The sequence below is a fragment of the Streptosporangium amethystogenes genome, from assembly GCF_000721075.1.
GTDB lineage: Bacteria > Actinomycetota > Actinomycetes > Streptosporangiales > Streptosporangiaceae > Streptosporangium > Streptosporangium amethystogenes.
Map to the genome: position 1 here is coordinate 495958 of NZ_JOEQ01000004.1, position 23707 is coordinate 519664.

Here is a 23707-nt window from a genome sequence, read left to right on the forward strand (position 1 = left end):
CCGTTTCCGGTCACGCTCCTCGTTCGGAGACCCGGGGCGCGGAACGCCCGCCACACGGTGGCCGTCTCGTCACGGGTGGGTGGGGTTTCGGCCGGTCGCCTCGGCTCGTCATGTGAGCCGAGATCTCTCACCGTCGCCCGTGGAGAACGGAAGGTCTCCGGGCCGGAGACGACGGGCTCTCCCTGGGAGATAGCGGTAGGACAATCATCCCACAGGGTCGCCTCGGCGAGGCGACGGCGCAGCCGGGCGAGTCGGGTCTCGCTCCCTGCACCTCGCCCGGCGGGCGGGGCCGTCCGGCCCGCACTCCGCCCATCGGGCTTGGCCCGTGGCACGACACCTCCAGTGGCCCTTTGCCTCGATCCTCGTTGACCGGGGCACACCACCGTTACTGATATCACCCGAAAACCGGCCAAACGTCAATGTGACATTCGGCCGTCGTCCATGGAGTTGGAGCGGTCCCGCCGGAGCCCATCGAGGAATCCGGGCACCTCGCACAGTTCCCGGAGCTCGATCTGGCACTCCTCGCACGTCATGAGGTGACGTTGGAACGCCTCATGGTCCTCTTCGTCGAGCACCCCGAGGGCGTACGCCGCCACGTCATGATGCGGGGAGGAGAACATCAGCTCGCGACACCTCTCTCCTTCAGAACCTTTCGGAGAGCCCGGATCCCGTAGTAGAGCCGGGACTTGACCGTACCCGGCGGTATCCCGAGGATTTCCGCCGCCTCGTTAATCGTACGGTCCCGTAGGTAAGTCTGCTCGATGACTTCACGGTGTTCTGGGGACAGTTCTCGCAACGCCTCGGCGACGATCATCGCCTCCAGCGCGCGATCGGCTCCGTCGGGAACCGGCACAGCGTTCGCGTCGGCGGGTTCGACCTCCTGTGGTCTGGTCCCTCGCCTGCGACGACCGTCGATGACGATACGGCGGGCGACGGTGAGGAGCCAGGCCCACAGCAGACCTGGCTCTCGTTGCAACCTCCCTGCGTTACGCCAGGCTCGGACGAGCGTCTCCTGGACGACGTCCTCCGCCCATTGCAGGTCGTTACCGATGGCTTTGCGCACATGACGGAGCAAGGGGGCACCGAACTCCCGATGCAGGTCCTCCACCAGGACGACATCGGTGTCCGTGCTCTCGAACCGACTGCCGAGTTGACGACGCACGGGCACATCTTTACACCTTCGTTATCAGTCACGTCTGCAACTCCCGTAACTCCAGTCATTTCTGACTATCTGCTCACTTCCGTGAACCCCCCGGGCGACGCCGCGGCCGTGGCGACCGTCTCCCGGCAGGGCATCTCCGAGGCTGGTGGCCGGCTCGGCGCCGGGATCATCGCGCCGCTCGGCGGGGAGACCTGCCCGCTGGGCGAGAGGGTCCGGGTGGCGGGATACCTGGCCGACCAGTCGTCGGGGCAGTGCGGTCCGTGCCGGCTCGGCCTCCCGGACGTCGCGCGGTCGATGGCCGAGTTCATGGGCGGCTCCGCCGCCGCCCTGGACGAACTGCGCGCCAGGGCGGCGAGCGTCAGGGGCAGGGGCGCGTGCTTCCACCCGGACGGTACGGCCAGGTTCGTGCTGTCCGCGCTGGAGGCCTTCCCCGACGACATCGAGGAACACCTCCTGCACGGCACCTGCGGGCGCCCGGTGCACGGCGTGCTCCCCCTGCCCCCGCAGGAGAGCGAACAGTGATGGGAATGTGATCAACCAGGTGATGGGTGCGGTCGTCCTATCAGGTAGTCGACACGGAACCTCGGGGAGAACGTATGCGGACCGCTCCTGACAGGCGGGCATTCCTTCGTACCGGCGGCCTGGCCGCTCTGGCACTGGGCGCTCAGGGCACACCCGCCCTGGGCGCCACCGGTACGACCGGCCGGGATACCACGGGCGCCATGAGCGGCCCGCGACCCGCCGACTGGCGGGCTCTGGCGGACGGGCTGGCCGGCAAGATCATCCGGCCTGGTGACGCCTCGTACGACAGCGCACGACGGCTGTTCAACCCCACCTTCGACGCGGTGCGGCCCGCGGGCGTGGCCTACTGCGCCAACCCCTCCGACGTCGCCGAGTGCGTCGGCTTCGCGCGCCGGCTGAACGTGCCGCTGGCCGTGCGGTCCGGCGGGCACTCCTACGCGGGCTGGTCCACCGGGACCGGCCTGGTCCTGGACGTGTCCCGGATGAGCAAGGTGAGCCACACCGCCGGGCGGGCGAGGGTCGAGGCGGGCGCCAAGCTGATCGACGTCTACGACAGGCTCGCCGCGAGCGGGGTCAGCATCCCCGCCGGGACCTGCGCCACGGTCGGGGTGAGCGGGCTGGCTTTGGGCGGCGGCATCGGCGTGGTCTCCAGGAAGTACGGCCTGACCTGCGACGTGATGGAGTCCGTCCAGATCGTCACGGCCGATGGACGGTTGCTGACCTGCGACGCGAACCACAACGCCGACCTGTACTGGGCCTCCCGGGGCGGCGGCGGGGGCAACCTCGGCGTGGCGGTCTCCTTCGAGTTCCGGACCCACCCGGCCCGTGAGGTCACGGTGTTCTTCCTGCACTGGCCGTGGTCGAAGGCGGTCAGGGCGCTGCGCGCCTGGCAGGCGTGGGGCCCCTCGGCCCCGGACGCCCTGTGGTCGGGCATGCACCTCAGCCGCGACGGCGGGATGGACGTGCAGGTCGTCGGGCTCTACCTCGGCGGCAGGGCCGACTGCGAGCGGCTGCTCGACCGGCTGGCCGACGCGGCCGGGTCGCCCTCGTCGAGCTACGTCCGGCAGACCTCCTACCGCCAGGCCATGCTGACCATGGCGGGTTGCGGCTCGCTCTCGGTCACCCAGTGCCATCTGGGCGGATCCCTGCCGGGGCAGACCAGGGGCGGGCGGCTGTCCAGGGACACCTTCACCGCCAAGTCGCACATGGCCTACCGTCCGCTCTCCGAGGCCGGGGCCGGGAGCCTGGTCGCCCAGGTCGCCCGCCCCGGCAACCACACCGTGCTGCTGGACGCCCTCGGCGGCGCCGTCGCCCGGGTCCGCCCCGACGCCACCGCCTTCCCGCACCGGGCCGCCCTCTACAGCGTGCAGTACTACGCCCACCGCACCGGAGCCGCCACCTGGGCCAGGACCGCGCACGCGGCGATGCGGCCCCACTTCGGCGACCACGCCTACGTCAACTACACCGACCCCGAGCTCGGCGGCTGGCGCGCGGCCTACTACGGGGCGAACGCCACCAGGCTCGCCCAGGTCAAGGCCGCCCGCGACCCGGGCCGCCTGTTCCGGCTCCCCCAGGGAATCTGATCCCGGGGACCGCCCGGACCACCGGCTGATCGGCGAGTCCCACCCCCGAGACAGCGCCCCCCGGGCCGGATACGGTGTGGCGACCGGCTCGGGAGGCACAGTGGCGGCAGCGGCGCGCATCGCATGGTCGTGGTGCGCCCTGACCCTGGTGCTGACCGTGCTCGCCGTCGTCCTGGCCGTTCTCAACGGGACGAATCCGCTCGCCCTGTCCCACCTGCTGTTCGTGACGGCCTGCGCGCTGGTGGGCGGCCTCATCTGTTCGCGCCACCCCGAGCACGGAGTGGGCCTGCTGTTGACGGTGAGCGCGTTCTGCTTCGCGCTCATGGAGTTCTGCGGGCAGTACGCGATCCTCGGCCTCGTCACCCGTCCCGGGCTGCCACTGGCCGGAGCCATGGCCTGGCCGCAGACCTGGCTCTGGGTGCCGGCGAACCTGTCGGTCTGCCTGATCCCGCTGTTCTTCCCCGACGGGCCGCTGTCCTCGGCGGGAACGCGCCGGCTGGTGATCGGCGCCGCCGCCGCGGGAGCGGTGACCATGGTGGCCGGCGCGTTCCGGCCCGGTGAGAACGGCCAGGTCGCCGAGGGCAGCGGCGTGGTCAACCCGCTCGGGGTGGCCGGTCTCGCGGACGTGGCACCGGTGGTGGAGACGGCGATGACCGCCCTGTTCGCCGTGGTGTTCTTCGTGGGCGCGCTGGACCTGGGCGTGCGGGCTCTTCGGAGCGGCGGCCGGGAGCGCCGCCAGGTCGCCTGGCTGGTCTACGCGGTCGGCGTCGAGGTGGTGGTCATCGCGGCCAGGTTGGCGGCCGGGCTGACCGACGACGTCCCCGGCGCCATCTGGCCCACCACCAGCACCTTGTGGGAGCTGGTCGGCGCGACCGGCATAACCCTCCTGCCGGTCGCCATCTGCGTCGCGATCCTGCGCCACCGGCTCTTCGACATCGACCTGGTGATCAATCGGACGCTGGTCTACGCGCTGCTGTCGGGGTGCGTGACCGGCGGGTACGTGGTCGTTGTCGGCTACCTCGGCGCACTCTTCCCCACCGGGGACCTGCCGATCTCGATCCTGGCCGCCGGGCTCGTGGCCCTCGCCTTCGCACCGCTGCGGGAACGGCTGCAGGGCTGGGTCAACCTGCTGACGTACGGGGAGCGTGACGATCCGTACGCGGCGCTCACCCGCCTGGGCCGCAGGCTGGAGAGCACCGCCGAGCCGGGCACCGTGCTGCCGGGGGTCGCCCGGTCGGTCACCGAGGCACTGCGCCTGCCGTACGCGGCGGTCGAAACAGCCGGGGGCGCGCGGTACGCGTCCGGCACGCCCGGCGGGGAGCTCGTACGGCTGCCGCTGACGCACAACGGCGAGCGGGCCGGCGACCTCATCCTGTCGCCCAGGCCGGGAGAGAGCGGGTTCGGCCCCCGTGACCTGCGTGTCCTCGCCGACCTGGCCAGGCAGATCGCGGTGGCCGTGCACGCCGTACGGCTCTCCGCCGACCTGCGGCGCTCGCGGGAGCGGCTGGTGATGGCCCGCGAGGAGGAGCGGCGCAGGCTGAGGCGCGACCTGCACGACGGGCTCGGACCCACGCTGGCCGCGCTGACCATGCGTGCCGAGGCCGTGCACGACCTGGTCGAGGACGAGCACGCGCGGCGACTGCTGGCCGAGATCGTCTCCGACGCCGAGGCCGCGGTGGCCGACGTGCGGACCCTGGTGGACGGCCTGCGCCCACCCGCGCTGGACTCCCTGGGGCTGCTCGGCGCGCTCCGCGCCCACGCGATCCGGCAGCCGTCCGGTCTGCGCGTGGCCCTGCGTGCCCCGGACGACCTGCCGCCGCTGCCGGCCGCCACCGAGGTCGCCGCCTACCGGATCGTGTCCGAGGCGCTGGCCAACGTGCGCAGGCACGCCGGAGCGACCCGCGCTGAGCTGCGAATCGAGGTGGCGGACGGCACCCTGAGGTTGGAGGTCTCCGACGACGGCCGGGGGATACGCCAGGAGGTGCCCGTCGCCGACGGTCCCGGAGGGCCGGGCCGGGCGGGGGTCGGGCTGGCGTCGATGCGGGAGCGTGCCGTGGAGTTGGGCGGATCGTGCGTGTTCGAGGAACATCCGGGAGGCGGGACCCTTGTCAGGGTCGCGCTGCCGGCGGCCGAGGAAGGAGACAGCGGTGATCCGGGTCCTGCTGGTTGACGACCATCCGGGTTTTCGCGCGGGGCTGCGGACCCTGCTGGCGACGGCCGAGGGGATCGAAGTCGCCGACGAGGCCGCCAGCGGCGAGCAGGCGCTGGCCCTGGTCGGACGGGCGCAGCCCGACGTGGTCCTGATGGACCTGACGATGCCGGGGATGGGCGGGGTCGCGGCCACCGAGCGGCTCACCCACGACCACCCGCACATCCGAGTGGTCGTGCTCAGCATGTCGGACGACGACGACTCGGTGTTCGCGGCCATGCGGGCCGGCGCCAGGGGCTACGTCCTCAAGGGCGCCAGGAAGGCGGAGATCGTCCGATCCGTGCAGGCGGTGGCCGAGGGCGAGGCCATCTTCGGCCCGGCCATCGCCACCCGGCTGGTGGGCTACTTCGGCGAGCAGGGGCGTGAGCAGGGGCGGGAGGAGGCGCTGCCCGAGCTGACCAGACGGGAGCGGGAGATCCTCGGCCTGGTCGCCGAGTATCTGACGAATCCGCAGATCGCCGCCAGGCTCGGGCTGAGCCAGAAGACCGTGCGCAATCACGTGTCGGCCGTCTTCACCAAGCTTCAGGTGGCGGACCGGGCACAGGCGATCATGCGCGCGCGGGAAGCGGGGCTGTGACCTCCCCGCCGACCTTCCCGCTCCACTCGGCATCCGGCATCCGCAGCACGCGCAGCGCGATCCAGCCGTACGCGGCCAGGTGGAACAGGGCGCCCGTCGCCTGTACGGCCGGCGCCTGGTCGATCGCCAGGAAGGGGACCAGCGTTCCCGCGAACGCGGCGACCGGAACCCACCGGGGGGTGATCCTGACCGCGGCCAGCGCGATGAGCAGGGTGAACAGCCCGACGTGGGCGAGGAAGGCGGGCAGTAGCATGCCGAACAGGAATCCCCACAGCTCACCGGCCCGAGCCGTGACCGCCTCCGCCTGCCCGTCGGACAGTGTCTGGGCCAGGGCCAGGTCGTAGAAGTCGGTGGTGAAGAGCGTCAGCGCGTGTCCGGAGCCGATCAGGCCGATCGTGGCTCCCACGTTGCTCGTCCTCGGGGCGCGGCTGCGCAGCAGGTGGGCCAGGGCGAAGGTCACCGGGATGAGGGCGAGCGCCGCCCACAGGTAGAGAAGCGCGCTGACCTGCACTGTCGTCGCGTTCTCGCGGAAGACCGCGGGGGCGTGGCTTTTTCCCGGCGGCGCGGCGAGGAAGGCGAGAAACTCCAGTAGCGGCCAGGCGAGCAGGGCGATTCCGGCGACGATCCGGCGGAATGAATCAGGATTTTTCATCACCTGGACAGCGAACCCGGCCCCCGTCCCAGGCCGCCTGGGCCGATGCCCCCGATTCCCGGGAGGAATGTCCCCGGAGCCCGGGACCACCCCGCCACGTCCCGCGGGGCGCACCTCGGGCACGCCGCAGCGGCCTCCGCGGTTCGGGCGGCCCGGGAAAATCCGGTCCTCGAACCGCCCCTCGGGCCCGTACTCGAAAAGACCGTACCCGAGGAAACCGTGCCCGGTGACGTGGGGGGCCGGGAGGTCAGCGCCGCGCGGTGTCGGCCTCCGGAACGAAGTGGGAGAGGACCTCGGGGTTGGCCATGGCGTCGAGATTGGCGGCCTTCTCCGGGGGGACACCGAGGAGGATCTTGCGGATCGGGACCTCCAGCTTCTTGCCACTGAGGGTGCGGGGGATGCCGGGGACCTCGATGATCTCGTTCGGCACATGGCGTGGGGAGAGCCTCTCCCTGAGCTCCCGGCGCAGGCGCACGACCAGGTCGTCCCGCAGCGTCTCCCCCTCGACCATGGTGACGTACAGCAGCAGGCGGCCCTCCTGCCCGAGCTGGCCGGTGTCGATCACCAGACTGTCGGCGATCTCCTCGAAACCCTCCACCACGCGGTAGAACTCGCTGGTGCCCATCCGCACCCCGCCCCGGTTCAGCGTCGAGTCGGAGCGGCCGTAGATCACCGAGCCTCCGTCAGGCAGGATCTTGATCCAGTCACCGTGCCGCCAGACCCCGGGGTACTCGGAGAAGTAGCTGTCGCGGTAGCGCGACCCGTCCGGGTCGTTCCAGAACATCACCGGCATCGACGGCATCGGCAGGGTCACCACCAGCTCGCCGACCTCGCCGACCACCGATCTGCCCGACGGATCGAAGGACTCCACCTTCGCCCCCAGGCAGCGACAGGGGATCACACCCGCCCGGACCGGGAGCAGCGGGACCGCGCCGACGAAACCGGTGCACACGTCGGTGCCCCCGGAGAACGAACCGAGTTGCACGTCCGGCAGCGCGTCGTGCACCCAGCCGAACCCCTCGGGCGGCAGCGGCGAGCCGGTGGAACCGAGCCCCCGCAGCCGGTCGAGGCCCGACGGCTTGAGGCCGGCCTTCATGGACGCGATCACGTACGGAGCGCCCGTACCGAAGTAGGTGACCCCCTCCTCGGCGGCCAGCCGCCAGAGCGCGTCGGTGCGGGGGTAGGTCGCCGCCCCGTCGTAGAGCACCACGGTCGAGCCGACCAGCAGGCCGCCGACGAGGTAGTTCCACATCATCCAGCCGGTGGTGGTGTACCAGAAGAAGACGTCGTCCTCGCCCAGATCCTGGTGGAAGGAGATCGCCTTGAGGTGTTCGAGCACCACACCGCCGTGGCCGTGCACGATCGGCTTGGGCAGTCCGGTGGTGCCCGAGGAGTAGACGATCCAGAGCGGATGCCCGAACGGCACCGGCTCGAAGTCGAGCGGCCCCTCGACGGAGCGCAACTCCGCCCAGCTCACCGTACGGACCCCGGTCCCGGGCACCGGAGCGTCCGCCGGGGCCGCCGCGCCGGAGCCGCCGGGGATATCCGCGCCCCGCAGGTCCTCGGCTGAGATCCGGACCCGCGCCACCAGCGTCGGCAGCCTGGCCGCGATGTCGTCGACGACCGCGCCTCGGTCGAAGTTCCTGCCGTTGTAGTCGTAGCCGTCGACCGCGATGAGCACCTTCGGCTCGATCTGGGTGAAACGGTCGATCACACTGGACGCCCCGAAGTCGGGCGAGCAGGAGGACCAGACGGCTCCCAGGGAGGCGGTCGCCAGGAAGGCGATCAGCGCTTCGGGGACGTTCGACACGTAGGCCGCGACCCGGTCGCCCCGTCCGACACCCAGCGCCACCAGGCCCGCGCGGACCCGCGCCACCTCATCGGCCAGCTCACCCCTGGTGAACGTCCGCCGCCCGCCCAGCTCGTCGCGGGCGACCACCGCGAGCCGCCCGGGGTCGGAGGCGGCCCCGCGCAGCGCGTTGGCCGCGTAGTTCACCGTCGACCCGGCGAACCATTCCGTACCGGGCATCTCCCCCGACATGACCGGTCCGTCACCGCGCTCCCCCACGACTCCGAAGTAGTCCCAGACCGACGTCCAGAACTCGGCCGGGGCGTCAACCGACCACTGCCACAGGGACTCGTAGTCACCGGCCCGTCCCAGCCACTCCGCATAACGGGTGACCTTCGCGTTCCTCACGACCTCCGGGGAGGGCTCCCAGAGCAGCGCACCTTCCTCAACCATGGCCCTATCCTCTCGGCGCCCCGGCCGAATGTCATCCCCGAGGTTCACACATCGTCCCGGCATACCGTGTGGACCGGCCACACACGTCCTCGCCGGCAGCCCCGGAAAATCCGTCACCACCAGCACCGATATCCGTTCGGCTATCGAACTTACCCTGTCCCAAATATTGGACATAAGGGACAACTCTCTGGTCTTCTCTGTCCCCGACGACGAAGGGCGACCACTGCCATGAGGCTGAGACACCTGGCCACCGCGACCGCGCTGGTGCTGGCGGCCGCGAGCGCGGGCACTGTATGGGCACTGCACACCGAGGGCTCGCCCGAGGAGACCGCACAGATGTTCCTGACCGCGTGGAGCCGGCAGGACTACGCGGCGATGCGTGCGCTGACCGTCAAGCCGCCGGACGACTTCGAGCGCTGGTACCGGCGTTTCCGTACCGACCTGAAGCTGACGGGGGCCGCCTTCAGTGTGCTGGGAGACGCCCGGGACGGCGAACCGGCCACCGTCGGGTTCCGCGCGGCGCTGGAGGGGCCGGTGAACTGGGCTTACGAGGGGTCACTGAGACTGGTCGAGCACGAGCGCACCTGGCGGGTGGACTGGAACCCGGCCGCCGTCCACCCCAGGCTCGGAGCGGGCCTGCGGGTCAAGACCACGCTGGTCAAGGCCGAGCGGGCGCCGATCCTCGCCGCCGACGGTACTCGGATCGACACCCCCGGCACGCCAGGCTCGGTGCAGCAACTCGTCGAGGGACTCACCCAGACGTACGCCTCCCGCCTCACCGGCACCTCGTCCGCGCGGATCGACCTGGTGAGGGGCACCGAGAAGGTCGCCACGCTCGCCACCGCCACCGCCAAGGCGGGCCGGGAACTGCGCACCACCGTCGACCTGGACGTCCACCGCGCCGCCGCCTCGGCACTGGAACCGGTGGACAGGCCCGCCTCGCTGGTCGCGCTCCGGCCCTCGACCGGGGAGATCCTCGCCGTGGTCAACAAGCCCGGCGGGTTCAACCGGGCGCTGCTGGGCCACTACCCGCCGGGCTCGACCTTCAAAGTGATCACCACCTCGGCCCTGGTAGCCGACGGCATGACCGCGGACGAGCGGGTGAGCTGCCCGGCCGAGCAGAACATCGGCGGTTTCGCCTTCCACAACGCCGGGTTCAAGGACTACGGCACACTCCCGTTGCGCACGGCGTTCGCGCACTCGTGCAACACCACGTTCGGCGCGCTCACCGTGGACCGGCTCGGCGGACAGCGGCTCGCCGCCGTCGCCGGGAGCTTCGGGTTCGGCGCCCCCATCCAGCCCGGCGTGCCCGCGGTACGGGCCGAGTTCCCCGCGCCCAAGGATGACACCGACCTCGCCTCGGCCTCGATCGGCCAGGGCCGGGTACTGGCGAGCCCGCTCAACATGGCCACGGTCGCCGCGGCGATCGCCGACGGCTCCTGGCGCCCGCCCCGCCTGGTGGCTGCCTCCCTGCTGCCCGAGGCCGAGCCCCGGAAGCTGGAACCCGAGATCCTGCGGGCACTGCGCACGCTGATGCCCGCGGTGGTGGTGGAGGGCACCGCGAGCGCGGTCCCCTTCCCCTCCGGCACGGCGGGCAAGACCGGGACCGCGGAGTTCGGCTCGGGCAAGGAACCACCGTCGCACGCCTGGTTCATCGGCTACCGGGGAGACCTGGCGTTCTCCATCGTGGTGGAAGGTGGCGGCGCCGGCTCCACGGTGGCCGCCCCCATCGCGAGCCGCTTCCTGACCGGCCTCCCGCAACGATGACCTCCACCGACGGACCGCCGCTGGTTGATCGCCATCTTGCCGAGGTGGCTGACAGGGAGTATGGGAATCGGCTGCCGACAACTCACCACGCGATCGAGTTCATGCCGCCCACCCGCTGGGCGGGAGTCAGCGGCCGGCGGGGAAGTGGCCGGCGCGGCGGGCCGGGGAGGTGAGGCCGGCGACGGCGGCCACCACCTCCGAGGGGTTGGCGAGGTCGGGCAGCACCACGTCCGCCCCGGCCTCGCGCAGCTCGGCCGCCAGGGAGCGCCCGGAGGCGATGCCGATCATCGCGGCCCCGGCGATCCTGGCGGCCTGGACGTCCCTGGCCGAGTCGCCGATCAGCACGGTGTTGCTCCCGTCGAAGGCCGCCCCGTACTTCTGCTTGGCCCGGCCCTGCGCGACCTGCAGGAGGGTGGCCTTGGGATAGACCTCCTCGCCATAGCCGCCGATCTCGAAGTCGACGTACTTGTCGAGGCCGAACGCGGTCAGCTTGTGCACGGCGTTGCTGTTGATCGTGCCGGTGAGCACCGACTGGACCACGCCGTCGAGCTTCGCCACCGCCTTCAGCGCGTCGCGGGCCCCGGGCATCATCCGGCCCTCCTTGGCCAGGCGCCTGCGCCTGGCTCCGAAGGATTCGGCCAGCGCGTCGAGGAACCTGGGGAGGTGGTCGTCCCCGGCGACGATCCCGTTGATGGCGAGCATCTCGAAGACGATCTCGGAGTCCGGGCGACCGTTGGGCTGGGTCAGCTTGACCAGGGGCCTGCCGGTGACAGCGCGGAAGGCCTCCGCGTATGCCTCGCGGGTGACGATGGACACGTCGACCAGGGTGAGGTCGATGTTCCAGAGAACGAGGCGGTTGATCGGAGCCTCCCGAAATGGGTGCGGATGCCCAGGGTACGGCCCGAGGCGCATGGTGATCGGCTTCAATGCCGAAAACGTTAGTTCTGGGTGGGGTGACCCATTCGCCGTGCAGACCGGGGAAACCCCACCGTTCACCTGTCCGACCCACGACCGTTTTCCGGATACGGCGGCCTGCGCAGGCCAAAAGGGCAGGGCCCTAGGCGTGGTCGAGGGCGTTCGCGAGGGTGTCGACGACCGGGACGCCGCAGGACATCAGGTCGGCGCGGCTGGTCATGCCGCCGGTGTAGAGGACCGCGCGCGCGCCGACGTGCTGGGCGGCGTGCGCGTCGTCCAGGCTGTCGCCGATCACGAGGACGTCGGCCGGGTCGATGCCGAGTGCGGCCAGGTGGGCCACCATCGACTCGGCCTTGTGCCCGCCGGAGGCGCTGCGCAGACCGTCGATCCGGGCGAAGTGGTGGTCGATGCCGAACTCCGCGATCTTGGGAACCAGCCGGTCATGCGCCCACATGGACAGCAGCGACTGCCTGCCTCCCACGTTCCCCCAGCTTTCCAGGGTGGAAAGCGCGTCGTCGGCCAGCCCGCACTCCAGCATCAGCCGGTGGTAGTTGTCGTGGAAGCCGAGGTCGAGCAGCTCCCACTCGCCCTCCTGGAGGGCGCGGCCGAGCATACGCTCGTAGGCGGCCCAGATCGGACGCGTGTAGACGGCACGGAAGCGGTCCGCGTCGTAGGAGCCCAGCCCGTACGGCTCGAACACCGCGTTCGTCGCACCGACGACGGCGTCGATGTCGTGGAAGAGCGTGCCGTTCCAATCCCAAACGATGTGTCTCATATCGCCTCCCAGGATAGCGAAAACCCTCGCTGGAGCGGCGCCACAACAGGGTGGCCGGCCCGCTCTCCGGGCTCCGTACGCGAAGGGTCAGCCGACCAGGTCGGGAATCTCCTGGGTGGCGTACCAGAGGAGTTCGTTGGCCTCGACGCCGTCCACGGTGAACCTGGCGTCGTCGTCGCCCCGGTCGGCCGCGGGCAGCGCCGCGACGGCGGCCTCGACGTCCTTCACCGCCGACAGGTCGTCCACATGGACGGCGGCGATCCGCGCCAGCGGGACCGCCGCGGCGAGTCGCACCCGGGCGCGCTCGTCCAGGTCGGCGCTCACGCTCACGTCGCCCTCCGACACGTCGACGGCGACGACCACCCGACGCGCGGCGACCTCCATCCCGTCCGCGCGGTCGGCGGCCAGCATCCGCAGAGAATCCCTGGCCGCCTCGGTCAGTGCGACGTACTCCAGTTCCTCGGTGTCACCCGAGACGTACCACTCGATCAACGCGGGTGTCACCGCGTAGCCGGTCAGCGGGGCCGGGCCGAGCTCCCCCACGGTGGCCACGCGGGCCAGCGCCGGGAGCGTACACGGCAGGTAGACGCGCATCCATGCCTCGATCTATCTCTTAAGACATCGGCGCCGGTTCGGCGCCGATTCACGCATCGAGTGTGCCAGTACCGGCGACCCGCGGTGGTACCGCCCGCGTGGAGTGACCCGATCCGCGCCGGACCGGACGGGCGTCAGCGCAGCGAGACCCGCAACAGGGTCTCCAACTCGGCGATGGTCACCTCGGGGTCGCGGTGGTGCACGCCGACGATGCCGAGTCGCCGGGCGGCCTCGATGTTGGCCTCGATGTCGTCGACGAACACGCACTGCTCACCTGCCAGGCCGATCCTGCCGAGCGCGTGCTCGAAGATTCTCTGCTCGGGTTTGCGCATGCCGATCTCTCCGGAGATGACGACCTCGTCGAAGACGTCGTCCCAGCCCTCGCGGGGATACTCGTTCGCCCAGGAGTTGGAGAGCAGGCAGGTGCGCAGCCCGGCGGCACGGGCCACCCGGAGCATCTCGTACATCGGCTCGACCCGGTGGAAGCGGGAGAACATCCTGTCCAGCAGCCCCTCGGCGACCGGCGGCACGCCGTCCGTGGTGACCAACCGGGCGGCCAGATGACGTTCGAAGTCCAGCCCGGAGATCTCCCCCCGCTCCAGAGCGTGGATCACGTTCTCGCTGTTCTCCAGCCCCTCGTACGCGTGGACGACAAGCTCGCGCATCACCTGCCGGTAGTGGTCCGCGTCGAGCCTCTCGGCGACGACCCACTCCGCGACCGCCTCGGAAAGGCCGACGGTGAGCACGCCACCCCAGTCGATCAGCACGCCCTTGAGCATCTGTCCTCCTTAGTGGAACGGGTTCCAGGTTAAGTGTGGCCGGTGAACGATCGGAGAAGGGGTGGTGCCAAACTTGCCGCCATGGACTTCGCGCTCAGCGACAAGGCTCAGGAATACCTCGCCAATCTGACCGATTTCATGACAACTCACGTATACCCGGCGGAGCCGGTCTACCATGCGTGGCGCCAGGCCAAGGGCTACGACAACCACGAACTACCGCCGGTGGTGGAGGAGCTCAAGTCCGAGGCGCGCTCACGCGGCCTCTGGAACCTGTTCCTGCCCGATGAGTCGAACATGTCGGTGCTCGACTACGCCACCCTGGCCGAGGTCACCGGCCGTTCCATCGACCTCGCGCCCGAGGCACTGAACTGCGCGGCCCCCGACACCGGGAACATGGAGGTCCTGCACATGTTCGGCTCGCCCGAGCAGCGGGACCGGTGGCTCAAGCCCCTGCTCTCCGGGGAGATCCGCTCGGCGTTCGCGATGACCGAGCCCGCCGTGGCCTCAAGCGACGCGACCAACATCGCCACCTCCATCCGGCTCGACGGCTCCGAGTACGTGATCAACGGTCGTAAGTGGTTCATCACCGGGGTCGCCGACCCGCGCTGCGAGATCCTGATCGTGATGGGCAAGACCGATCCGGACGCCCCTCCGCACCGCCAGCAGTCGATGATCCTGGTCCCGATGGACACGCCGGGTGTGGAGGTCGTCCGCCACCTACCGCTCTTCGGCTACCAGGAGCAGCACGGCCACTCCGAGATCCTCTTCACGGACGTCCGGGTGCCCGCCTCGAACCTGATCGCGGAGGAGGGTGACGGCTTCCGCATCGCCCAGGCCCGTCTCGGCCCCGGTCGCATCCACCACTGCATGCGTGCCATCGGCATGGCCGAGCGCGCACTGGAACTGATGTGCACCCGCGCCGCCAACCGGGTGGCCTTCGGCCAGACGCTGGCCCAGCAGGGTGTGGTGCAGCAGCAGATCGCCGAATCACGGCTGGCCATCGAGCAGGCCAGGCTGCTCACCCTGAAGGCCGCCTGGATGATCGACACGGTCGGCGTGAAGGCGGCCGCCTCGGAGATCTCCGCGATCAAGGTCGTCGCGCCGAGGATGGCCTGTGAGGTCATCGACCGCGCCATCCAGGTCCACGGCGGCATGGGTCTCGCCGACGACGTCCCGCTCGCCACGATGTACGCCCAGGCCCGCGCGATGCGCATATTCGACGGCCCGGACGAGGTTCACATCCGCACCGTGGCCCGCCGCGAGCTCAAGCCGTACCTCTCCTAGGACGTTCCAGAACGGGGCGCATACGGTCCACTGGATCGGAGATTCCTCCCCCAATATCCGATTCAACGGCCGGTACGAGTTTCACGGCCCCAATTCGAGGAAGATTACGGACATGGCACTCAGGCCATATAACTGCACGTAGAAGGCGTGATCGGCCTCCTGCGGGCTCCATTTGCACCTTCCCTCGGTTCCCATGAGGAGGGATCATGGCAGTAGCTCAGGCGAGCCGGTCACGCGCCCATACGGCGCGAAAGCCGACCACACCCGCCGTGTCCACCACGCACACACCGTCAGGCCGGAAGCAGGAAAACCCCTCACTGAAGTTCAACCTGCCAATGATGACCGTGCAGTTCCGGCCGCCGCATGTTCACATGCCACACGTCAGCCGGCAGGAAGCGGGCCAAGCCGTCGACGCCGCCAGGTCCTTCCTCCCGCCACCTGAGCGCATCGTCTACTACGGGGGGCTCGGCGCCCTGGCCGTGGCGGGGTTGATCGAGTGGCCGGTCGCGGCCGCCATCGGGATTGGGACGATGATCGCTCAGCGTGCCCGCGGGAGAGGCCGTGCCCCGGTCTCCGCGCCCCGGACTCCGACGCCCACCTCACGAGCCGCGGGCACCACCACCCGGGCCGCCAAACCCGCTGCACGCGCCACCAGACCCACGTCACGCGCCGCAGGCACCACCACCCGGCCCACAAGCACCACCGCCCGGACCGCCAAACCCGCTGCACGCGCCGCAGGCACCACCACCCGGGCCGCCAAACCCGCTGCACGCGCCACCAGACCCACGTCACGCGCCGCAGGCACCACCACCCGGGCCGCCAAACCCGCGTCACGTGCCACCAGACCCACGTCACGCGCCGCAGGCACCACCACCCGGGCCACAAGCACCACCACCCGGGCCGCCAAACCCGCGTCACGTGCCACCAGACCCACGTCACGCGCCGCAGGCACCACCACCCGGTCCAGAAGCACCACCACCCGGACCACGAAACCCACCTCACGAACCGCGGGCACGACATCGCGGACCGCCAAGGCCGCGTCACGCGCCACAGGCACCACCTCGCGGACGACGACGGCCCGGACCACGAAACCCACCTCGCGCGCCACCAGAGCCGCGTCACGCGCCGCCGGATCCGCATCGCGGACCTCGGCGTCCGTTTCCCGTGCCGCGAGCTCCGCCTCCAGGTCCATCAGGTCCGCCGCCCGCCCGAAGACCTCGACCCGCAGGAGCACCTCCAAGTGATCACAGTGATGGGGCCGATCGGGCCACGTGTAACCACGGCCTGATCGGCCTCGTCATCTCGTCTGTTGGAGATTCGGATGTTCGTGCCCCGTCTGCTCTCGCTTCCCGTGGAAACTCTCTGGGGTGCCATGCCCGAGGTGGTCCGCAACGCCCTGAGGCAATCCCGAGGGAGGCGAATCTGTCCCGGCGGGCTCCGTATCGACCTGTACGTGATCGGCGGTCCTGGCAGCGGGCGAACCGCGCAACGGCTGGAGAACTCGCTGCTGAAGGTGGAGGGGGTCGAGCGGGCGGAGGTCAACGGCGCCCTCGGGACCGTGTTCGTGGGATGCGACCCCGGCTCGGTCGACCTGGAGGAGCTGGTGGCGGTCGTCGATTCGTTCGACAACGCCGACGGCGACGGCGACGGCGACGGCGACGGCGAGCCGGATGTGGACGAGGACGCCGAGTTTGACGACTCGCTGCCGGGCCCGGTGTCCCTCGCTTCCGAATACGCGGAGCACCGCATCGCCAACCCGGTGCGGAGCCACACGCGCATGGGCATCCGGCTCGGCGGGAGCCTGGTCGGAACAGGTATGGCGCTCGCCGGACGGGTGATGCACGTGCTGCCGCTCACTCCGATCATTCCCGCCCTGCTGAGCCTGGCCGAGTCCACCCCGAAGGTCCGCACCGAGCTGGACCTCCGCCTCGGCGTTCCGACCGCCGCCGCCCTGCTCGAAACGGCGGACATCGTCACCTACACGCTGGCGCTGCGTCCGCTGGGGATGATCGTCCAGTCGGCCACCGCCGTCGGCCGCTACCTTGAGACGCGCGACACGCGACGGGCCTGGGACAGACACGAGCACGAACTGGGTTCGCGGGAGGGCTCCTACCACCACATCCGGGTGGCCAGGAAACCGCGTCCGGCCCCCATGACCACCAGCCCCGTTCGGCGGTTCGAGCACGTCGCGAGCCAGGTGGCGGTGGGCGCCACCGGGCTGACGTACCTCCTCGGCAAAAACCGGGAACGGACCATCGCCATGCTCACCGCGGCGACCCCCAACGCCGCGAGGCTGGGCCGGGAGTCCTTCGCCTCCGCGATCGGGCGCGCCCTGGCGCGGCGCGGAGCGGTCGTTCTCAACAGCCGTGCCCTGCGCCACATGGACGGCATCGACACGGTCATCCTCGACGCCGACGTGCTCGACACGGGTTCCTGGGAGATCGACCGCATCGTGCCCCTCGGCGACGCCGACACCGACGGACTGCACGCACGGCTCTACGCCCTGCTCGACTTCGCCGACCCCGGCGCGCGGCGGCAACACGAGGAGTGGACCGCCGAGCCGGTGCCGGGTCCGGCCGGGCTCATCGCGGCGGACGCCGAGGAATGGGAGGCTCGGGGGCTCCGGGCCGTCCGCGTGGCGAGGCAGGGCGTTCCCGTCGCCCTGGTCGGCATGGCGCCGCAGATGGACCCGCTGGCCGACGCGATCGTCACCGCAGCCAAGGCCGCGGGCACCGTGCTGCTGGCGGGAGGTGATCCGCGGCTCGGTCTGCGGCTCGGCATCGACGAGTTCGTACTGGACGCCTCCCGGCTGACCCGGTCGGTCCGCGCGCTCCAGGCGGACGGTCACGGGGTCGCCGTGGTGTCGGGACGCCGCATGACCGCGCTGGCCCACGCCGACCTGGGTGTCGGCGTGCTGTCCCGCTCCGGCCGGGTGCCCTGGGACGCGGACGTGATCGGCGAACTCGGGGAGATCCACCTGCTGCTGAGCTGCCTGGCCCCGGCGAGGAGGACAAGCGAGCGGTGCGCGTGGCTCGACGCCACGGGAGCGACCGCCGGAGGCGCGCTGACCGCCCTCGGGCCGCCGTCGCGGTCACTGGGCAGGGCGCAGTTCTCGAGTGACTGCACGGCGATGGCCGCCATCGTCACGGGTGTCTGGTCGGGCTGGCACGCCGGGCAGGAGATGCCGCCGGTCCGGGTGGACCAGACCCCCTGGCACGCGATGTCGACCAAGGACGTCCTGTCACTGCTGGGCTCCTCGCCCAGCGGGATCACCGAGGCCGAGGCCCTCCGGCGCAGGACCTCGGCGGGATCCGCGGAGTCCGAGCGTCCCGCCTCGCTGCTCCGCGCGTCCGCCGAGGAACTGGCCAACCCGCTGACGCCGGTCCTGGCTGCCGGGGCGGGCCTGTCGGCCCTGGTCGGCTCGGTCTCCGACTCGATGATGATAGCCACGGTGGTGTTCGCCAACGCGCTCATCGGAGGGGGCCAGCGGTTCAGCGCCGAACGGGCGTTGCATCGCCTGACCGAGTCGGTCGCGATCCGGGTTCGGCTGCACCGCCCCAACGACGGCGTGAGCGTGACGGCCGAAGACCTGGTACCGGGCGATGTGCTCGAATTGCGCGCGGGCGACACCGTGCCGGCCGACTGCCGGGTGCTCAGGGCAACGGGCCTGGAGATCGACGAGGCCGCACTGACCGGCGAGTCCCAGCTCGTCACCAAGTCACCGGCGCCCGTCAACGCGCCGGCCGTCGCCGACCGTAGCTCGATGGTCTACGAGGGTACGACCGTCGCAGCCGGTAGCGGGCTGGCCGTGGTGGTCGCGGCGGGCGAGGCGACCGAGGTCGCCAGGACCGCCAGGCTCGCCAAGGAGCGGCCACCCGTCTCTGGCGTGCAGCTGCGACTGCGGAAGCTGAGCCGCCGGATCCTTCCGGTCGCGATCGGCTCCGGCTTCGTCCTGCTCGCCGCCGACCTGCTGCGCGGCAGGTCGATGATCGAGGCGCTCGCGCCCGCGGTGAGCCTCGCCGTCGCCGCCGTGCCCGAGGGACTGCCTTTCGTCGCCTCGGTCGCGGAACTCGCCGCCGCCCGGCGGCTGTCGACCCGCAACACCCTGGTGCCCAACCCCTCCACGATCGAGGCCCTCGGCCGGGTGAACGTGCTCTGCTTCGACAAGACCGGGACGCTCACCGAGGGGCGCATCAGCCTGCGGTGCGTCTCGGACGGGCAGGACGAACGTCTCGTCGAGGCGTTGACACCCGAGATGAGGCACATCGTGGCCGCGGGGCTGCGCGCGTGCCCGCGGCACGATGAGGGGCGTCCCATCGCGCACCCCACCGATCGCGCTGTGGTGAACGGGGCCGAGCGGCTAGGCGTGGTGCCCAGGGAGGGCACGGGGAGCTGGGAAAGGGTCGACGAGCTCCCCTTCGAGCCCGGGCGCGGCTATCACGCGGTACTCGGCGCGAACGACTCGGGGCCGCTACTGAGCGTCAAGGGCGCTCCGGAGGTCGTGGTGACCCGCTGCACGTCCGTACTCCGCGACGGCGAGGTGGTGCCCCTCACGGATTCCCTTGAGGCGGAGCTGGAGAAGGAGCTCGACCAGCTCGCCCGGCAGGGCTACCGGGTGCTCGCGGTCGCGGAGCGCGCCGCCTCCGACCGTCGCGACCTCGACGAGTCCCGCATCCAGGGCCTGTGCTTCCTGGGTTTCCTCGGCCTGGCCGACCCGGTGAGGCCCACGGCGGCCGAAAGCGTCGGCCGGCTGACCCGGGCGGGCGTACGCATCATCATGATCACGGGTGACCATCCCAGCACCGCGGAGGCGATCGGCGTCGAGTTGAACGTGCTGAACGGCGGGCAGATCATGACGGGGCCCGAGCTGGACGAGATGGACGACGACACCCTGCTGGAGGCCCTGCCGGACGTGACTGTCTTCGCCAGGACCACTCCGGCCCACAAGGCCAGGATCGTCGGCTGTCTGCGCCGGGCCGGCAAGGTCGTGGCGGTCACCGGGGACGGCGCCAACGACGCCCCCGCGATCCGGCTCGCGGACGTGGGGATCGCCCTCGGCTCCCGCGCGACCCCGGCGGCCAGGGCCGCGGCCGACATCGTGGTGACCGACGACCGCATCGAGACGATCGTCGATGCGATCATCGAGGGCAGGGCCATGTGGGGATCGGTCCGCGACGCCCTGAGCATCCTGCTGGGCGGCAACATCGGCGAGATCGTCTTCACGGTCGGATCCAGCCTGGTCAGCGGCCGGAACGTGCTGAACGCCCGGCAGCTGCTGCTGGTCAACCTGCTCACCGACATGCTGCCCGCGATGGCGGTGGCCTCCCGACCGCCGACCGCGACCAGTCCGGAGAAGCTGCTGGAGGAGGGCCCGGAGGCCTCACTGGGGGCCTCCCTGACCCGGGACATCTACCTGCGGGCCACCACCACGGCGAGCGCGGCGAGCGCGGCCTGGGCGATCGGCCGGATGACCGGCACGCGTGGGCGGGCGGACACGATGGGACTGGTCGCGCTGGTGTCGACCCAGTTGCTGCAGACCCTGGCCCTGGGCAGCCGGGACCGCACCGTGGTGCTGGCCTCGGTCCTGTCCCTCGGAGTTCTGGGCATGACCGTCTCGGTTCCCGGGCTCTGCCACTTCTTCGGCTGCCGTCCCCTCGGGCCGGTGGGGTGGTTCATCGCCCTGAGCAGTGCCGCCGCCACCACGGCCGCCGGGGTCGTCTTCCAGGCGTCCAACCGACAGGTGTCACCCAACGTTCACCAAACGGTAATCTCCTAGTGGGTGACTTAGTCCCTTTTGGTATGGATTATCGCATTAAGCGATCCTTCTCCCTGCGAGGTTGTTATGTACGGATTCTTCTCCACGGTGCTCGCCAAGGCGGCGGTCATGCTGATCGAGGCCCTTCTCATGCGCGTCATCCAGACGCTCGTCGTCTCGCTGGCCAGGACCGGCAGCCTCCAGGCCGCCTGACCCGGTCCCACGGCACGGACCCGGCCGCGCCGTGAGCGAACCGCGACCGGGAACACGACCATGACCACGGCGACCGGGCCCCACCCAGGCCGCGGTCACGATCGGAAGCCCGCTCAGCGGGCCCGCGAGTTGATGAGCCGGGCGACCTTGAGGTGCCCGGCCGAGCGCAGTACCCGCTCGGCCCTGGCCGGGTCGGCGACCGGCGCCCTCTCCAGCAGGCCACGGGCGGCCTTCAGTTTCAGCAGGCGTCGGACGGACTGGTCGAGCCGCGCCTCCGAGATCTTCCCGGACTTCACGGCGGCCAGCAGCGCCCCACGGGCCTCGCGGTAGTCCGGCGGCATGAGCAGCAGGTCGACCCCGGCCTGGATCGCCCGTACCGCCACCTCCCCGTCGCCGTACCTCTTGCGCACCCCCGCCATGTCCAGCGCGTCCGTCGAGATGACCCCGTCGAAGCCGAGCTTCTCCCTGAGCAGTCCGGTCAGGATCGGCCTGGAGAGGGTGGCCGGGTCACCCGAGGGGTCGAGCTTCGGCATGACGACGTGCGCACTCATGATCGCGTCGACGTCCTTGCCAATGGCCGCGGCGAAAGGCGGAGCGTCCAGCCTTTTCCACTGGGACAGGGAGTGCTTGATCACCGGCAGACCGGTGTGGCTGTCGACGTTGGTGTCACCATGGCCGGGGAAGTGCTTGGCCGTGGCCGCGATCCCCGCGTCGTGGAAGCCGCGGACCGCGGCGGCGACCATCGGCGCGACCTTGTTCGGGTCGGAGCCGTAGGCACGCGGGCCGATCACCGGGTTGCGCGGGTTGATGTTGACGTCGGCGACGGGGGCGAAGTCGAGGTTGATGCCCAGGACGCGCAGCTCGTTGCCGGTCACCTCCGCGGCCCGGCGGGCCAGCGAGGAGTCGCCGGTCGAGCCGATGACCGAGGCTCCCGGCAGGTTGGTGACCAGTGGGGCGAGCCGGGAGACCTGGCCGTTCTCCTGGTCCGCGCCGATCAGCAGCGGGATCTCCGGCGACGCCTTCTGCAGCCCGTTGGTCAGCGCCACGACCTGGCTGACGTTCTTGACGTTGCCCGCCCAGGGGAACAGGATCACCCCACCGGGACGGTAGCGGGCGACCATCTTCGCCGGGGTGTCCACACCGAACCGCGCCTGGTTCTCCCCCGAGACCGTGTCGGCCGCCTGACCGTAGAGCACCGGCATAAAGAGCTGGCCGACCTTCTCCTCCAGGCTCATCGAGGCGAGCACGATCTCCACACCGGCCGGCTTCGCCGTCCCTGGCTTCGCCGTCCCTGGCTTCGCCGTCCCGGCGGGCGTGGCCGCCGGGCTCGCGGATTCCGCCGGGCTCACGCTCGTGGCGGACTCACCGCCCCCGACCGCACCGGACGCCGGTGGAGCGGCCCTTCCGGTACCGGCACATCCGGCCGCCATCGTCGCGATCACTGCGATCCCCGTCACACGCATCCACCGAGCCATGCCTCTTACGCTATCCGGGCGGACGCCCCGGTGCCCGCGCACCAAACCGACCGGCGAACCGGAGGCACCTCGGCTCACGGTGCCGACGCGATGCCCGCCAACCGGTCGAGAAGCTCCTCGGCGCCCTCGCCCTCGGCCCTGATCACCACCACGTCCCCTCTCCTGACGTCGAGTGCGAGGACCGACAGAATGCTCTTGGCGTTCACTGGCGAGCCGGCCCCCTTGGCGATGGTGACGTCCAGGGACGCCTTGGTCGCCGCCTGCACGAACGTCGCGGCGGGCCGGGCATGCAGGCCGACCTCCGACGTGACGGTGACATGGCGCTCGGCCACGTGTTCCTCCCCAGAATCGACAGTGCGGTCTAGACCACACGGCATGTTTGTCGGCCTTTGACCATCCGATGGCTTCAACACCATTTCATATTCTTCGCCATCTCCCGGTCCCGCGGGCCGTCAGGCCGGATCGCGCCACTCGAAAAGCCGGTCACCGGCGTCCACGACCCCCTCGGCGAGGCCGGTGACGGCGCCCGCGGTGGCGTCCAACGCCACGACCGGGCAGATCGGGCGGCGCCCACCCGCTTCGATCCCGGCCGGATCCCACGCCACCACCGGCTGCCCGGCGCTCACCCGAGCGCCCTCCACGACCAGCAGCTCGAAACCCTCACCCCTGAGCTGAACCGTGTCGATGCCCAGATGGACGAGGACTCCCCTGCCGTCGTCGCCGACGACCACGAACGCGTGCGGGTGCAGCTTGACGATGGTGCCCGCGATGGGAGAGAACGCCCGGCCGGGCGCCCGGTCCGGCTCGATCGCCATGCCGGGCCCGACCAGGCCCTCGGAGAAGACCGGGTCGGGTACCGAGTCGAGTCTCACCGCCACCCCCGCGACCGGTGCCAGAACCGTGGTCACCGCACTCCCCTCGGCATGCCCCCGTCCGCGAGAGCGCCTCCCTCAGCCGATGATGTCCTCGATGTCGCCGGCGATCATGTCGGCCTCGGGGCCCACCACCACCTGCACGACACCGCCGGCCACCATCACACCGTGCGCGCCGGCCGCCCGCAGGGCCGCCTGGTCGACCTTGGAGGCGTCACGCACCTCGGTGCGGAGCCGAGTGATGCACGGTTCGATCTCGATGATGTTGTCCGCACCACCGAGTCCAGCGATGATCGCGTCGGCGTCGGCCGCCATGTCGCCCTCCAGTTGT

General features: G+C 70.8%; 21 protein-coding genes. 8 read left to right on the plus strand and 13 right to left on the minus strand.

Translation table 11 applies throughout. From position 1 onward, the window contains the following. Positions 1 to 416: 416 nt before the first annotated feature. The gene (locus tag IG98_RS0106980; protein WP_030907225.1) at positions 417 to 620 is read right to left on the minus strand and encodes a zf-HC2 domain-containing protein; all 204 of its coding nucleotides are present in this window, start codon (positions 618 to 620) and stop codon (positions 417 to 419) included. Further along, complete coding sequence (locus IG98_RS0106985) at positions 620 to 1168, minus strand: sigma-70 family RNA polymerase sigma factor (RefSeq protein ID WP_245651420.1); 549 nt, start codon at positions 1166 to 1168, stop codon at positions 620 to 622. Before IG98_RS0106985 ends, IG98_RS0106980 begins: the two co-directional genes overlap by 1 nt. Positions 1169 to 1243: 75 nt before the next feature. Here IG98_RS0106985 and IG98_RS0106990 point away from each other — a divergent pair, with 75 nt between their 5' ends. From IG98_RS0106990 to IG98_RS0107005, 4 genes are all read left to right on the plus strand, one after another. Continuing rightward, positions 1244 to 1684 (plus strand): NADH-ubiquinone oxidoreductase-F iron-sulfur binding region domain-containing protein, encoded by a 441-nt coding sequence (locus IG98_RS0106990; protein WP_030907233.1) that lies wholly within the window; start codon positions 1244 to 1246, stop codon positions 1682 to 1684. A gap of 74 nt (positions 1685 to 1758) precedes the next feature. Further along, positions 1759 to 3267 carry an FAD-binding oxidoreductase gene (locus IG98_RS0106995; protein WP_030907236.1) on the plus strand — a complete coding sequence of 503 codons (1509 nt, stop codon included), beginning with the start codon at positions 1759 to 1761 and terminating at the stop codon, positions 3265 to 3267. Positions 3268 to 3367: 100 nt separating this feature from the next. Continuing rightward, positions 3368 to 5437, plus strand: coding sequence for a sensor histidine kinase (locus IG98_RS44585; RefSeq protein WP_157594189.1), 2070 nt, complete (start codon positions 3368 to 3370; stop codon positions 5435 to 5437). Further along, positions 5415 to 6053 carry a response regulator gene (locus IG98_RS0107005; RefSeq protein ID WP_030907242.1) on the plus strand — a complete coding sequence of 213 codons (639 nt, stop codon included), beginning with the start codon at positions 5415 to 5417 and terminating at the stop codon, positions 6051 to 6053. The genes IG98_RS44585 and IG98_RS0107005 overlap by 23 nt, the downstream gene beginning before the upstream one ends. Here the strand turns inward: IG98_RS0107005 and IG98_RS0107010 are convergent. Both IG98_RS0107010 and IG98_RS0107015 read right to left on the minus strand, forming a co-directional pair. Continuing rightward, positions 6025 to 6705, minus strand: coding sequence for a hypothetical protein (locus tag IG98_RS0107010; protein ID WP_030907246.1), 681 nt, complete (start codon positions 6703 to 6705; stop codon positions 6025 to 6027). The genes IG98_RS0107005 and IG98_RS0107010 overlap by 29 nt on opposite strands. 247 nt (positions 6706 to 6952) lie before the next feature. After that, entirely contained in the window at positions 6953 to 8947 is a 1995-nt protein-coding gene (locus IG98_RS0107015; protein WP_037969476.1) for an acetoacetate--CoA ligase, read from the minus strand. Between the two features lie 228 nt (positions 8948 to 9175). Here IG98_RS0107015 and IG98_RS0107020 point away from each other — a divergent pair, with 228 nt between their 5' ends. Continuing rightward, positions 9176 to 10714 (plus strand): penicillin-binding transpeptidase domain-containing protein, encoded by a 1539-nt coding sequence (locus IG98_RS0107020; RefSeq protein ID WP_030907252.1) that lies wholly within the window; start codon positions 9176 to 9178, stop codon positions 10712 to 10714. A 126-nt stretch (positions 10715 to 10840) separates the two neighbouring features. Here the strand turns inward: IG98_RS0107020 and IG98_RS0107025 are convergent, their stop codons facing one another. From IG98_RS0107025 to IG98_RS0107040, 4 genes are all read right to left on the minus strand, one after another. Continuing rightward, positions 10841 to 11626: an HAD family hydrolase gene (locus IG98_RS0107025; protein WP_051751705.1), complete on the minus strand. Its 786-nt coding sequence runs from the start codon at positions 11624 to 11626 to the stop codon at positions 10841 to 10843. Positions 11627 to 11771: 145 nt separating this feature from the next. Then, positions 11772 to 12404 carry an HAD family hydrolase gene (locus tag IG98_RS0107030; RefSeq protein WP_030907258.1) on the minus strand — a complete coding sequence of 211 codons (633 nt, stop codon included), beginning with the start codon at positions 12402 to 12404 and terminating at the stop codon, positions 11772 to 11774. 87 nt (positions 12405 to 12491) lie between these two features. After that, positions 12492 to 12998, minus strand: coding sequence for a DUF6912 family protein (locus IG98_RS0107035; protein ID WP_030907261.1), 507 nt, complete (start codon positions 12996 to 12998; stop codon positions 12492 to 12494). Positions 12999 to 13132: 134 nt separating this feature from the next. Then, on the minus strand, positions 13133 to 13777 hold the full coding sequence (locus tag IG98_RS0107040; protein ID WP_030907264.1) for an HAD family hydrolase: 645 nt from the start codon (positions 13775 to 13777) through the stop codon (positions 13133 to 13135). Between the two features lie 81 nt (positions 13778 to 13858). Here IG98_RS0107040 and IG98_RS0107045 point away from each other — a divergent pair, with 81 nt between their 5' ends. Beyond that, entirely contained in the window at positions 13859 to 15061 is a 1203-nt protein-coding gene (locus IG98_RS0107045) for an acyl-CoA dehydrogenase family protein (protein WP_030907267.1), read from the plus strand. Between the two features lie 538 nt (positions 15062 to 15599). Here IG98_RS0107045 and IG98_RS0107055 read toward each other — a convergent pair. Continuing rightward, positions 15600 to 16301, minus strand: coding sequence for a hypothetical protein (locus IG98_RS0107055; RefSeq protein WP_030907270.1), 702 nt, complete (start codon positions 16299 to 16301; stop codon positions 15600 to 15602). 81 nt (positions 16302 to 16382) lie between these two features. On the opposite strand from IG98_RS0107055, the gene IG98_RS0107060 reads away from it, so the two are divergent. Continuing rightward, positions 16383 to 20837 (plus strand): HAD-IC family P-type ATPase, encoded by a 4455-nt coding sequence (locus IG98_RS0107060; protein ID WP_030907273.1) that lies wholly within the window; start codon positions 16383 to 16385, stop codon positions 20835 to 20837. Between the two features lie 66 nt (positions 20838 to 20903). Continuing rightward, entirely contained in the window at positions 20904 to 21029 is a 126-nt protein-coding gene (locus IG98_RS54210) for a hypothetical protein (protein ID WP_281178442.1), read from the plus strand. 113 nt (positions 21030 to 21142) lie between these two features. Here IG98_RS54210 and IG98_RS0107070 read toward each other — a convergent pair whose 3' ends face one another. The 4 genes from IG98_RS0107070 to IG98_RS0107085 form a co-directional block, all read right to left on the minus strand. Next, a complete protein-coding gene (locus tag IG98_RS0107070; protein ID WP_245651421.1) occupies positions 21143 to 22285 on the minus strand; it encodes a glycoside hydrolase family 3 protein in 1143 nt (380 codons plus the stop codon). Between the two features lie 293 nt (positions 22286 to 22578). Then, entirely contained in the window at positions 22579 to 22836 is a 258-nt protein-coding gene (locus tag IG98_RS0107075; protein ID WP_030907279.1) for an HPr family phosphocarrier protein, read from the minus strand. Between the two features lie 120 nt (positions 22837 to 22956). Then, positions 22957 to 23412, minus strand: coding sequence for a PTS sugar transporter subunit IIA (locus IG98_RS0107080; RefSeq protein WP_030907282.1), 456 nt, complete (start codon positions 23410 to 23412; stop codon positions 22957 to 22959). A gap of 42 nt (positions 23413 to 23454) precedes the next feature. Continuing rightward, a complete protein-coding gene (locus IG98_RS0107085; RefSeq protein WP_030907285.1) occupies positions 23455 to 23691 on the minus strand; it encodes a PTS sugar transporter subunit IIB in 237 nt (78 codons plus the stop codon). Positions 23692 to 23707 lie beyond the last annotated feature (16 nt).